At 52.1% G+C, this 12,239-nt stretch carries 10 protein-coding genes; 4 read left to right on the top strand and 6 right to left on the bottom strand.

Annotated elements, in window-relative coordinates:
* Positions 1-99: 99 nt before the first annotated feature.
* The 4 genes from L21SP2_RS12295 to L21SP2_RS17435 all read right to left on the bottom strand — a co-directional run bounded on the left by L21SP2_RS12295 (position 100) and on the right by L21SP2_RS17435 (position 4,291).
* On the bottom strand, positions 100-1,203 hold the full coding sequence (locus L21SP2_RS12295) for a response regulator (protein WP_024268860.1): 1,104 nt from the start codon (positions 1,201-1,203) through the stop codon (positions 100-102).
* Between the two features lies 1 nt (position 1,204).
* Entirely contained in the window at positions 1,205-1,573 is a 369-nt protein-coding gene (locus L21SP2_RS12290; RefSeq protein ID WP_024268859.1) for a response regulator transcription factor, read from the bottom strand.
* Positions 1,574-1,630: 57 nt separating this feature from the next.
* Positions 1,631-3,094 (bottom strand): sensor histidine kinase, encoded by a 1,464-nt coding sequence (locus tag L21SP2_RS12285; RefSeq protein ID WP_024268858.1) that lies wholly within the window; start codon positions 3,092-3,094, stop codon positions 1,631-1,633.
* 237 nt (positions 3,095-3,331) lie between these two features.
* Positions 3,332-4,291 (bottom strand): NAD(P)-dependent oxidoreductase, encoded by a 960-nt coding sequence (locus tag L21SP2_RS17435; protein ID WP_024268856.1) that lies wholly within the window; start codon positions 4,289-4,291, stop codon positions 3,332-3,334.
* A gap of 195 nt (positions 4,292-4,486) precedes the next feature.
* Here L21SP2_RS17435 and L21SP2_RS12275 point away from each other — a divergent pair, with 195 nt between their 5' ends.
* Genes L21SP2_RS12275 through L21SP2_RS12265 form a run of 3 tightly spaced genes read left to right on the top strand, consistent with a single transcriptional unit; the run spans position 4,487 to position 8,744 of the window.
* Positions 4,487-6,556 (top strand): sodium-translocating pyrophosphatase, encoded by a 2,070-nt coding sequence (locus L21SP2_RS12275; RefSeq protein ID WP_024268855.1) that lies wholly within the window; start codon positions 4,487-4,489, stop codon positions 6,554-6,556.
* A gap of 10 nt (positions 6,557-6,566) precedes the next feature.
* Positions 6,567-7,352 carry a hypothetical protein gene (locus tag L21SP2_RS12270; RefSeq protein WP_024268854.1) on the top strand — a complete coding sequence of 262 codons (786 nt, stop codon included), beginning with the start codon at positions 6,567-6,569 and terminating at the stop codon, positions 7,350-7,352.
* A 54-nt stretch (positions 7,353-7,406) separates the two neighbouring features.
* Positions 7,407-8,744, top strand: a complete 1,338-nt coding sequence (locus L21SP2_RS12265) for a galactokinase (RefSeq protein ID WP_024268853.1) — start codon at positions 7,407-7,409, stop codon at positions 8,742-8,744.
* Positions 8,745-8,795: 51 nt separating this feature from the next.
* On the opposite strand, the gene L21SP2_RS12260 is transcribed toward L21SP2_RS12265, so the two are convergent.
* Positions 8,796-9,101 (bottom strand): hypothetical protein, encoded by a 306-nt coding sequence (locus tag L21SP2_RS12260; RefSeq protein ID WP_024268852.1) that lies wholly within the window; start codon positions 9,099-9,101, stop codon positions 8,796-8,798.
* Positions 9,102-9,241: 140 nt separating this feature from the next.
* Complete coding sequence (locus L21SP2_RS12255) at positions 9,242-10,453, bottom strand: lysophospholipid acyltransferase family protein (protein ID WP_024268850.1); 1,212 nt, start codon at positions 10,451-10,453, stop codon at positions 9,242-9,244.
* 223 nt (positions 10,454-10,676) lie between these two features.
* On the opposite strand from L21SP2_RS12255, the gene L21SP2_RS17430 reads away from it, so the two are divergent.
* Positions 10,677-12,200 (top strand): PKD domain-containing protein, encoded by a 1,524-nt coding sequence (locus L21SP2_RS17430; RefSeq protein WP_024268849.1) that lies wholly within the window; start codon positions 10,677-10,679, stop codon positions 12,198-12,200.
* Positions 12,201-12,239: the final 39 nt, after the last annotated feature.

The following is a 12,239-nucleotide window of genomic DNA, read 5'->3' as shown; positions in this document are numbered from 1 at the left end:
AAAAGACAATTCTGGAAAGATTCTCCGAAGGCGCTTAAATCCTATTTTAGGCATAATTAACTAACAGATAAAGAGCTGTACCCTGAAAGCCGTATAGCGTTAATCCCGGGATATTCTGAACAGTTCCACCGGCTGGGATTTATTTTTCAAATCATAGGTGCCTGTGGATTCAATGGCGAATTCGCCGGATATGTGACCGCTGATATTTCCGGGAAACAGTATATCACCGCAGGCGGCCTTGCTTTCAACCCTGGCGGCGGTATTCACCACATCACCGATAACGGTAAAATCCAGGCGACCCAGTCTGGGGCTTCCGTAGTTTCCGCTGAGCATTTCCCCGGTATTGATCCCTGCGGAAATTCCCGGGTAGCTGAAACCCGGAGCGATCTCTTCCTTGAGAAGGTGTGAAAGATTTTTCTGGGCTTCCAGACAGGCCCGCACCGCCTGAAGAACATGCCTTCCCTCCTGGAAGACAACCATGGCTGCATCTCCGATAAATTTATCGATGGTGCCCCCATATTTGGTGACAGTTCTGGCAATTTCATCAAAGTAGAGATTCAGCAATGCGGAAATACTGTCCGGAGGCAGGTTTTCGCTGAGTTTGGTGAAGCCGCAGATATCAACAAACGCCACCGTAGCATTAATTCTCTGGCTGAATTGGGTGAAATCCGCTTCGTCCTCTGTGGCTGCAGCTTCCTCTGTATGGGCATGAGAGGAGTGAAGGGCTGCAGAGGAACCTCCGTTCAACGCGGTGAAAACCGAAGGGTTCACATACATTTTTAACAGATTATTTTCCTTGATGGTGCGAAGGCTCTCTTTCAGCTCGGTAACGAAGCGGATGGTTTTGTCCATGGTGGCTCTGAGGTCATCAAAGTCGATGGGTTTGGTGATGAAATCGAAGGCTCCCCGGTTCATTGACGCCCGGATATTTTTCAGATCCCCGTAGGCGGAAACCATAATGGTTTTTACCATGGGATTAATCTCCTGCACATGATTCAGCAGGGTAAGACCGTCCATCCGGGGCATGTTGATATCGGTAATGACAATTTCTATTTCGGGGTAGTCCCGGAGAACTTCTATGGCTTTTTCTCCGTCCCCTGCAAAGTGAAAGCTGTACTCTCCGCTTCGAATTTCTTTTCTGAAGCGCTGGGTGATCAACCGCTCAACGCTCTCCTCATCATCCACCACAAGAAAATTATGCATATTATTCGTCCAACTGAAGAAGTTTTTTTAATCCTACAAAATCCAGGGGTTTGGGAATAAAACCGTTGGCCCCCAGTTCCGTACTTTGCCGTGAATACTCCTCGTTCTCATAGGCGCTGATCATATATACAGGGATGGCGTCGTCCATTTCCCGTATTTTCTCAAGCAGCTCAAGACCGCTCATCCCCGGCATGTTAATATCAGATAGTATCATAACAACTTCAGCTTTTGAAGAGTTAAAAATCTCCAGAGCTTCAGAGCCGTCGGAGGCGAAATGAAGGGTGAGCTTCCCGGCCCGGATTTCCCTGCGGAAGCGCTGCTGAAAAAGTCTTACAATTGCCGGTTCATCATCAACTACCAATATGTCCATACATATGCTCCTGAAATCGTGGGTACCGTACGTTATACCTGTGTCTGGTTTTCAAAATCAGCGGTTTTTCCTGCTGGTTACCGGCAGATCAATGGTGAAGCGGGCGAAGCTTCCTTCTTCACTTTCCACATCCATATGTCCGCCGTGTTCATCCCGGATGATTTCAAATGATATGGAAAGTCCCAAACCGGTGCCTTTTCCGGTTGGTTTGGTGGTAAAGAACGGTGTGAAGATTTTTTCCAGAATGTCTGCGGGAATTCCCTTACCGTTGTCCTCAATAATGATCCGGACTTCCTCCGGAGAAACCAACGCGGATGATACGCTGAGCTGGGGATGAAACTCCCCGCTGCCGTCTTCACTGTACTTCTGATACGCTGAGTAAAACCCATTATTCATAAGATTCAGCAGCACCCGGGAAAGGTCCGCCCGGATCATATCGATGTGGGGGGCTTCGGGGCTCAGCTTCATATCGATATCGCATTTGAAGCTCTGATCCTGGGCACGCATACCGTGGTAGGCCAGGTGGACGCATTCCTCGATGAGAATGTTCAGATCCTCCCGTGAAAAACTGTTGTTTCCGCCCCTGGAGTGCATGAGCATGTTCTTCACAATCCGGTCGCCCCGTTTTCCGTGCTCATTAATATCCTTCATGTTTTTTTCAAGTTCATCCAGCAGGTATTCAACATCTTCCCTGTCATCCTTCTCCAGATGGGGTGTGAGTTTTCCCAGGTGGGCTTTCAACTCATCCATCAGGTCCACGGAGGATTCGCTGAAGTTGGTGACAAAATTCAGCGGATTTTTAATCTCATGGGCGATTCCGGCGGTGAGGGCTCCCAGACTTGCCATTTTTTCCTGGACGATAATCTTTTTCTGGGCGCTCTGCAGCTGTTCCAACGCTTTCTCGGCTTTTTGCTGCAGGGTTGTGGCCTTCTGCCGTTCTTCCCGCTCCGCCTCCCTGCTGATGTGCAGGTTTTTCACCAGCCGTTCAAGCTGCACCCGGTAAAACACAATCATGTAATTCAAACCCACAATCGCAAGGGAAAAGTATACCATCCGGGTCTGGAGCAGCGGACTGCCGTAGCTGTACACAAAAAAGCCGACGAAGCCCAGGGTGATAACGGACACGGCAATAGAGACGTATTTTGAAACCACAAATCCTGCAATGGCAATGAGACTGACCGTCATTACCAGTGAGCTGTATATCTGATTTTCCAGCAAAGCCGGATCTCCCAGGACGCGGAAAATCTCGCTGAGAAACGTATACATGGTGGCATACATCACCAGACCCAGTCCGTTATTTCTATCGCTTCGTTTGGTGATCACCAGAAGGAAACTCACGATCAGGATAGCCAGAGTAATGGCATTATTGATTACGGAAACCGTTTTCCCCGCCAGAGCATCCACGATGAGACCATACGTACCGCCCACTCCGATGATCAGCAAACCTCCGTAATAAAGGATCGGAGCTATTTCGAAAGATTCCTGTATGAGGGAGGATTGGGTTTTGCCGCGCTGTTTCATATTTTCTCCAGGTTTATAGAGTTACCGTCCCTCTTCGGGACAGGGCATCAAATTTATACTCGTTGAGAATATCCACACATATTCGTATGCGCAAAAGCGCCTTTTTACATAAGGAATGACCTGTGGCGCTTTCGATTATCAAGTATATTACAAATGGAGAAAATTCAACATGAAAATTCCTGGAAAGCTGAAATACGGGGGAAAAATCTGCCATTGCAGAGGGCTGTTCGGCGGATTTCAGTATCCCCGGTCAGTTTCCACCTTTGGCACGGGGTTTTTGTGGAATATGTCGTTGATACGCCGGGCCAGGGCTTGAAGGCGCATTCTCTGTACCTCCGGGTTCGGCCACTCCCCGGCTATATGTGGGCTCATCACCAGGTTTTCCAATTCCCAGAAGGGGCGTGCACCCGGCAGGGTACTGCCGGCCCGGCCCTCTCCTCTGGGGTAATGATACCAGACATCCAAACCCGCGGCCTGAATGGTACGGTCAGCCAGCGCCGTGTATAAGGCGTCCTCGTCAATTACCCGTCCCCTCCCCACATTAATAAGGATGCCCCGTGGACCCAGGAGTTCAAGTTCCTTTTCTGCGATCAATCCCCGGCTGTCATCGCTGAGCGGCAGGGTGGAAATAAGAATGTCTGTTTCTTCCAGCAATCGGTGCAGCTCACGGGGATGGAATTCATCCTCAGCCCCGTTCCGGGGATTGTTGCGGATAAAGCGGAGCTCCATCCCCAGCGCCCTGAGAGGAGCTTCCAGTTCCCCGCTGATGGCGCCCCGCCCCAGAATGAGCACACGCTTCCCCCGGAGAATCATGCTGGGAAGGTGATAGGAACCCGTCCAGTCCCCGGTTCTGAGTAAACGGTCCCGGAGGGGGATGTGCCGTGCGGCGGCAAGAAGCAGTCCCAATGCAAGTTCGGCCACGGGAACCGCATTGTGATGGATGTTGTACAGGCTCAAATCAGGCCGGTCTGCCAGCATGGCCATGGTTTTCCCGGGCGGACCTGCGAAGGGTACAATTACCGAGTGCAGCCCCCTGAGTCGGTCCAGCAGCTTTTCATCCGGCCGGCCGGCAACCAGTACTTCTGTGTTGTGATCTTCCGGAGGGGAGGCGAAACTCAGCCTGATCTGCCCGTCAACTTCCCGGCGTAGAACGTCCTGGTCTTCATCTGACCACTCATCCTGAAAATGTACATGCATGGGGTAACTATATCAGCTTCCAAGGCGGAGGAAAAGCGAGGTGAAAGTCGCCGTTTTTTGAAATTGCCTCAGTAAAATACTCAATTTTCTTGCCTCATATCTGGAGTCGGTTTACACTGTTGCTTCAAAAATACACATCATTACTACTGCTATAGTGGGAGACTGAATTACCTCTCACTTTTACAAGGAGAATCTATGTCGCTACTGAACATGGGACTCATAGCCCTTCTGGCGGGCTCGGTTCTGGCTCTGGGCTATGCGATGAACCGTACCCGATGGGTGTTCAAACAGCCGGTTCAAAATGAACGGTTGAAAAGAATCAGCGGTTACGTATCTGAAGGTGCCATGGCATTTCTGACCCGGGAATTCAGCGTGCTGCTGCCCTTTGTGGCAATTGTCGCAGTATTTCTCGCGGTCTCTAACCAGGGAATTCTGCGTTTTCAGGCACTGAGCTTCGTTCTGGGTGCGGGTACCAGCGCATTGGCAGGCTTTATCGGAATGAAGGTTGCCACGGCGGCGAACAGTCGAACCACCCATGCCGCACGCACCGGAATAAATGAGGCGCTGAAGGTGAGCTTTACCGGCGGCAGCATCATGGGGATGAGTGTGGTGGGGCTCGCCATGTTCGGAATTCTGGTGATTCTGTTTGTGGCCGGTCTGTTTATCGAATTTTCCATTGAAGTGTTCTCGGAACAGATCCTTCAGATCGTGTCGGGCTTCAGCCTGGGCGCCAGTTCCATGGCGCTGTTTGCCAGAGTGGGTGGCGGTATTTTCACAAAGGCCGCTGATGTGGGTGCCGACCTTGTTGGTAAAGTTGAAGCGGGAATCCCCGAAGACGACCACCGCAACCCGGCAACAATTGCAGATAACGTTGGTGATAATGTAGGGGATGTGGCCGGCATGGGAGCCGACCTCTTTGAATCCTATGTGGGCTCAATTGTGGGAGCCATGATTCTGGGTGCGGCCAGCGCCGGTTCCGAACTTCTCCGGTTCCGCCTGTCCATTTTTCCGCTTATTCTGGCGGCCAGCGGAGTTCTTGCCAGCCTCATCGGAATCCGCTTTGTGCGGATCAAAAAGGGCCGCAGTCCCCAGAAGGCATTGAACACCGGAACATTTTCCGCAGCGGCGATCTCCGCCCTGTTCACCTTCGTTGCAGCATGGTTTCTCCTCCGTGGCGAAAGCTTTGAATTCGGCGGATATATACGGATATTCATCGCATCGGTTCTGGGCATGGTTGCGGGACTCAGTCTGGGTCTTTTGACGGAGTACTATACCGGAACCGGAACCCGGCCGGTGAAGCAGATTGTAAAAGCATGTGAAACCGGTCCGGCTACCACTCTCATAACCGGCATGGGGGTGGGCATGGCATCAAGCTTCCTTCCCATAGTTGTAATCGTGATCGCAATTATCCTGGGTAATCTCCTTGCAGGTCTTTATGGGGTAGCCATCGCCGCCCTGGGTATGCTTATGACCCTGGGAATCCAGCTGGCTGTGGACGCCTATGGTCCCATCGCCGATAACGCAGGAGGACTGGCGGAAATGAGCGAATTTCCTCCGGAAGTTCGTGAGATTACCGATGAACTGGATGCGGTGGGTAATACCACGGCGGCAATCGGAAAAGGCTTTGCCATCGGTTCAGCTGCTCTCACTTCTATCATTCTCTTCTCAGCCTTTCAGAAACAGGTGGGTATCACGCTGGAGGATGTGTCGCTGCTGAATCCTCTGGTAATTTCCGGACTGCTTCTGGGTGCGGTAATACCCTATCTTTTCTCCTCCCTGGCCATGAGCGCAATCGGAGATGCGGCGTTCGCCATGATCGAAGAAGTGCGCCGTCAGTTCCGGGAAAAACCCGGAATTCTCCAGGAAACCGAAGAACCGGACTACAAACGCTGTGTGGATATCTCAACAACATCGGCACTGAAAAAAATGATGCTCCCCGGCATTATTGCAATTGTTACGCCGCTGCTTGTGGGCTTTCTGGGCGGGGTGAACATGCTCCTGGGGCTGCTCATCGGGGTAACTGCCAGCGGAGTGGTGCTTGCTATTTTTATGGCAAATTCCGGCGGGGCATGGGATAATGCCAAAAAAATGATAGAATCGGGAGACAGCCACGGCAAGGGCAGCGAAGCGCATAAGGCTGCAGTTGTGGGCGATACCGTGGGCGATCCGTTCAAGGACACTGCCGGACCCAGCCTGAACATCCTTATTAAGGTGATGGCGGTGGTATCTCTGGTGATCGCACCGATTCTCAAGAATCTGCAATAAGGGGGCGGAAATGGACTATACCAAACATCTTTACATGACCTTGTATCCAAACAATGCGTTGATCGGCAGTCATCTGGAACCCGAACAGTTTGCCCGTCATTACACTTCGGGCTCCAGCCGCCATTACAGCGGCAAGGTGATCTTTGCACAGATCGACCCGGATTACCGCAACGATTATTTTCCCATTGATGAAGTGTATGCCGAGCTGGTGCCTCACGAGGACGGGCGGCCCAAAGCCACCAAGTTCATCAAGTCCTACCGGGTTCTTGAACACGTGGATTTCTCTGCAATTCAGCGTCTCTACCTGGTCACCCAGGAGGGACATGCTCTGGGGCTTGATGCGGCCCCCCACGATGCGGAGCATGAGAAGGACAAGATCCGTCTCTATGCGGAAATCACCCCCATGCGGATGATGGCACTCTCTGAGCATGATTTTCCCACCTTCGGGAAATACATTACCGATCCAACCAAGAGCAAGTCGGCCCCCAGACAGTTTTACACCCAGATTGATGTTGATCTGATCGAGTTCATCAATGATTTCGAAAAAAACCCGTTTGCTCCCAGTCCGGTGCGGAATATTCACCCATCCACCCTGCGGGACGGATTTTACGAATTGAAGAAATATATCGACAAACACAATAAGGGAATTGCTCTGGACAGCAATCTTGATCAGTTCAGTTTTGCCATCATCAGGCACGGATTTATGTTTGCATCCCAGGATGAAACCAAGTTCTTCCCCATGCCGGAACTGGGCACAATAGAGAAAGAACATTTCAAGTTTTTCCGTACCATGTAAACGGCGGTTCATAGTAGTAAAGGAATGCGCATGGGCTTAGCAGGGAGGAAATGAATGGAATTAACAATGCAGCAGGCCCGGAGCTTCATTCAGGATGGCTTACTGGATACTCAGTTTGCATCCCTGTATTCCTCTGTAGAAGCCGGCGGGGAGGATTCCGAAGTTCTGGACGCCCAGCGCCGGCGCTACATCATGCTTCTGGACGCCCTCCGTGAAATACAGGGTACGGATGCCCGGGAACCCCGGGCGTACCGTCTCCTGTCGGTGCCCGGGCGCACGGAACTGGGGGGAAATCACACAGACCATAACGGGGGACGGGTCCTGGCTGCATCGGTGCACCTGGATATTGCCGCTGCGGCAGTATCCCGTACAGACGGCCGAGTGATTGTCCGCTCCCAGGGCTTCGACGAAATCAGCCTGAATCTGGCAGATCTGAATCCCCGCAGCGAAGAAGAGGGGAGCACCGCTGCCCTCATCCGGGGTGTGGCATCATGGTTCAGCCAGAACGGCTATGCCATCGGCGGCTTTGCCGCCTCCATGCACGGGCTGGTGCCCCCGGGGTCCGGACTCTCCTCCTCGGCCTCTTTTGAGGTGATGATCGCCCTGATCTTCAGTCAGCTGTTCAACCGCGGCGGGACAGGAACCCTTTCCCTCGCCCTGGCGGGCAAGTACGCAGAAAACATCCACTTCGGAAAACCCTCGGGACTCATGGACCAGATCGCCTGCGCACACGGCGGCATTGTGGAAATTGATTTCACCAATGAGGAAACGCCGGAAATTCATCCCCTGGAGTACGATTTCGCCTCCCGGGGCTACGTGCTGGGAATTGTGAACAGCGGCGGCAGCCATGCGGACCTCACCCACGAGTATGCCGCTGTGCCGGCAGAAATGAAGGCCGTTGCACGGGCCATGGGAGCGGCACGGCTTGCGGATGTATCCGAACTGGAATTCTACCGCCGCCTGCCCCGACTGCGGAGTGATCCGGCCATCAGTGACCGGGCTCTGCTGCGAACCATGCACTTTTTCCGGGAGAATGCCCGGGTGGATGCAATGCGCCGTGCTCTTGAACGGGATCGAATCCGGGAATACCTGGATCTGGTACGGGAGTCGGGAAGCTCATCAATGCGCTTCCTGCAGAATCTTACCGCCGCCGGGGCGGTGGATGAGCAGAACCTGGCCTTCACCGGAGGCATGGTTGAGAACCGCTATGGCGCCGGCTCAGTAATCCGCGTGCACGGAGGCGGATTTGAGGGGAGCATGCAGTTTTATGCTGATATGGAAATTGCCCCGGAACTCATCCAGGATTTATCGGCCCTCTGCGGAGATCTCAGCGTGGAACTGCTGCAGATCCGATCACGGGGTGCAGTTGCACTGACCTGGGAGCGCATCTGAGCGATGCCCTCCCGATTTGGCTCCCCCTTGGGGTTTGCCTTTCCCAAGGTTTTACTCTTCGAATTCGTGACGTTTCTTTCGGCCCCTGGCGAATCCCAATCCTCCGAAACCGCTGACAATTGCCATATAGAAGCCCAGATCATACCAGAATCCGCTGTTGATCACTTCATATACTCTGATATTTTCGGTGAACAGGCTTCCGATGAGACTGATGGGGGCCACCCAGCCGTGCCACACGCCCCAGAAGAATCCTGCAGGATTCTCTGCTTCAATTGATCCGTCGCCGGGAAGACACGAACTGAGGCTTATTACAAGGATCAGTATAATTCCCAGGTACACAATGTTCTTTCGCTTCATAATATCTCCTACATGAGAAGGTTGGTTCTGTCACAGCCTGAAACAGCTGTCTTCGGGCAGGCTGTCACCTGAACGTACCCCGAAGACGGGGTATTATTCAATTTTCTGAACGCCGAGGCGTTTCGGCCCCCGGGCAATGGTCATTCCGAAGGAGTAAGGAAATGCTTCCCCGCAGCAAGGTATTTGTATCCTGAGGTATCCTTACCGGGAAATGTGAACACCTGCAGGCTGTTCCGGTAGTAAAATTCCAGCTGATTCTGATACACTACATTCAGCGCCCGGATTTCACTCCAGGGGAACTGTAGCGGCCGGCCTCCCTGAGGGTGGAACTCAATGCCTAATGCGTTCAGCAGAAGGCGGCCCTTCGCCTGGTGTTTGAGAGACTTGAATTTGTATCCTGTGGCGTAGTTCACCGGTTCATCATGAAAAAGGGGGGTCTCCGGGGAGCTGCCGTTTCGCATTTCATCAACTTTCTCCCGGAGCAGATTATTCTGCCAGTCGGCCCAGCGGGAAATGGATTCGAAGTGCGTGGTATAACCGTTCACAGGGCGGAAACGCCCGTAGGCACTGAAAGCTGTGGTAAATCCGCAGTTTCTGCATCGGAAAAGATTACCTGTACCCTCCATGCAGTTCATATTCCGGCACTCGGGACAGCTGAACAGCACCAGTTGCAGGGGTTCCGCAGGAGCGGGGGCGATATAGGGGAGATTCTGGCTGTTCTGATATTCGTGCTCGTCGTGAAACAAAGCCTTCTCTATTTTCTCCTGAATTTCCTGCAGAGAAAGTTTCGGAAGCTCTTCTGCTGATATTGCCAGCTTGTATTCTATGCTGATAGGTCCCCGGCGGCTTTTGAATGACCAGCGGGGCAGGCTGAGGTATCCGCCCTTGATAACCGGAACCACCACCGGACGCCTGGCAAGGCGGACAAGCTTGGCGGTGGCGGGAATAATCGGCAGTGTCACTCCGTCCCAGGTTCGCTCCCCTTCGGGAAAGAGCCCTACATGACGGCCCTGTTTCAAAAGGCTCAGCATCTGCTTCACGGTGGTAAGGTCTGTTGCCTGCTTGGAGGTGGGAATGGCCCCCAGCCTCCGCAGCCACCAGGAGGCTACGGGATTCCGGAAATTGGCATCCGAAGCGATGAAATACACCGGCTCCCGGATGAACAGGGAGATCAGCACCGGATCCCAGGTCATTACATGGTTCGGAAGCACCAGCCAGGGACCGGGTACAGATTCGAGATCTGCAAGCCCGACGGCCTCAAGCCGGTAGCGCCATTTAAGGAAATTGCCGAAGCTGAGCTTTAAAATTCCGTGGAACCAACGGTATGCCCGGGTTTTCCGTTTCTGATGCATAAGCCTCCCCGAAAAATAATGATGAATGTATCCCGGCCTCAGATATATTGCAAGGACAGATTTCAAGGAAATCCGGCTGGCACATATCATAAAAATTAATGATTAATTTTCTCAAGAATATTGAAAAGACCTGCAAAAGCGATAAACTATATAAATAGTTGACCATAATACCCGGGTTTTTACCATCAAGTTCCCCGGGGTTCCGAAAACAAGGGGATACAGTATGAAACGGATACAGATTATTTTTGCAGTATTGATATCGGCTTTGCTACTTCTCATGAGTTGTGACCCGCTGGGCACCTTCGATGATGTTTCAAATCAAAAACCTGTGGCTGATGCCGGCGGTGATCAGACGGTGGTGCTGGGCGAAACAGTGTATCTTGACGGTTCGGGCTCAAGCGATCCCGACGGTTCCCCCCTGGATTATCTCTGGGAAATTTTCGCCGTACCCGAGACTTCAGCCATCACCGATGACAGTCTGGCCAATCCCGGCGTCTTCTACACCAGCTTCACACCCGATCAGGCAGGTGATTATATTATCAGACTGAACGTGAGCGATCCCTACGATGAAGTCGCCGATGACATCCGGGTGAATGTGATTGCCGGCAGCAGCAACGAATTGCCCACGGTGAGCTTTGATGCAAGCAGTCCCGACTATGGTTATACCGGACAATCCCTGGATTTTGCGGTCAACGCAGATGATACAGACGGCACTATTGCAAACCATGCATGGGATTTCGGCGATGGTTCAACCGTTGAAAGCGGATCAGCCACTGAAAGCCACAGCTATTCAAGTGCCGGGGAATACACCGTAACCGTTACCGTCACCGATGATCAGGGTGCCGAAGCCACTGCGAGTCACGATGTAAGCATTACCGATGCAGGATCAGATCCCGCTCCGGTGGCGAAATTTGCCGTAGACTCAACTTTGCTTGATATCAATGGAGACTCGAACGTACTCGCGATAACCCAGAATGATTCATACGTTGTGGATGAAAACAATGATCCTGATCTGGCAAGCTATGAATGGGACTTTGGTGACGGATCAGCACCTGTTACAGGTACAAATATCAACAATCTGGCTTGGACCATATCATCAAATCTGACCCATACGTACACCCAGCCGGGAAGTTATACCGTTACACTCACCGTCACCGATAACGACAACTTGACTGATTCATATAGTGTGAACATCAGGGTTGATGACAGTGGTGCGGACGAGAAGGACACCAAACTGACGCCATACAAGGATGCAACCCTCAGAGGTAACGGCGATACCATCAACAAGGAATATGTCTTTGCGGGCCTGTATCGGGATGAGAAAGATCCTTTTGCAGCGGTGTTTGCATTCGACATGAGGGATTTTATTCAGAATAGTTTTTCTATCAGTGAGGCAGTCATGATTCTGGAATACAGAAGTGTTGAAGGGGATGAAATAGACAAAGCCGTGTTCCAGCCCCGGGTTATCAATCCCGGCTATGAATGGAAAGAAGATTCAGCGGGGGATTACGAAGAGATGTTGAACAAAAGCGAACCCTTCGGTGAAAAAATCAGCTTTACCGAGCTGGGCGCCACCTACAAGCTGGACCTGAGCGAAGCGGCGTCCAAGTGGGTAAAAGAGGGCTATGAATCCCTGGATATTATGCTTGAACCGATTGGACAAACTCCTACAGGATCGCTGATTCAGTTCAAGGCTCAGGAAACTGAAGAGCCGAATGTGAGGTTGAATCTCCGCTATTATGAATAGCATATGAAAATGGAAAAAAGCCCGCCCGGATCTAACCCG

Source organism: Salinispira pacifica (assembly GCF_000507245.1).
GTDB classification, from domain to species: Bacteria; Spirochaetota; Spirochaetia; order DSM-27196; family Salinispiraceae; genus Salinispira; species Salinispira pacifica.
The sequence above is the reverse complement of the archived record's forward strand: the minus strand, read 5'-3'. Positions and strand labels throughout refer to the sequence as shown.

Excerpts from the sequence above, each read along its gene's own strand:
- L21SP2_RS12295 (WP_024268860.1), bottom strand. The coding sequence starts at position 1,203 with ATGCATAATTTTCTTGTGGTGGATGATGAGGAGAGCGTTGAGCGGTTG.
- L21SP2_RS12265 (WP_024268853.1), top strand. The coding sequence starts at position 7,407 with ATGGAATTAACAATGCAGCAGGCCCGGAGCTTCATTCAGGATGGCTTA.
- L21SP2_RS12270 (WP_024268854.1), top strand. The coding sequence starts at position 6,567 with ATGGACTATACCAAACATCTTTACATGACCTTGTATCCAAACAATGCG.
- L21SP2_RS12285 (WP_024268858.1), bottom strand. The coding sequence starts at position 3,094 with ATGAAACAGCGCGGCAAAACCCAATCCTCCCTCATACAGGAATCTTTC.
- L21SP2_RS12255 (WP_024268850.1), bottom strand. The coding sequence starts at position 10,453 with ATGCATCAGAAACGGAAAACCCGGGCATACCGTTGGTTCCACGGAATT.
- L21SP2_RS12260 (WP_024268852.1), bottom strand. The coding sequence starts at position 9,101 with ATGAAGCGAAAGAACATTGTGTACCTGGGAATTATACTGATCCTTGTA.
- L21SP2_RS17435 (WP_024268856.1), bottom strand. The coding sequence starts at position 4,291 with ATGCATGTACATTTTCAGGATGAGTGGTCAGATGAAGACCAGGACGTT.
- L21SP2_RS12275 (WP_024268855.1), top strand. The coding sequence starts at position 4,487 with ATGTCGCTACTGAACATGGGACTCATAGCCCTTCTGGCGGGCTCGGTT.
- L21SP2_RS12290 (WP_024268859.1), bottom strand. The coding sequence starts at position 1,573 with ATGGACATATTGGTAGTTGATGATGAACCGGCAATTGTAAGACTTTTT.
- L21SP2_RS17430 (WP_024268849.1), top strand. The coding sequence starts at position 10,677 with ATGAAACGGATACAGATTATTTTTGCAGTATTGATATCGGCTTTGCTA.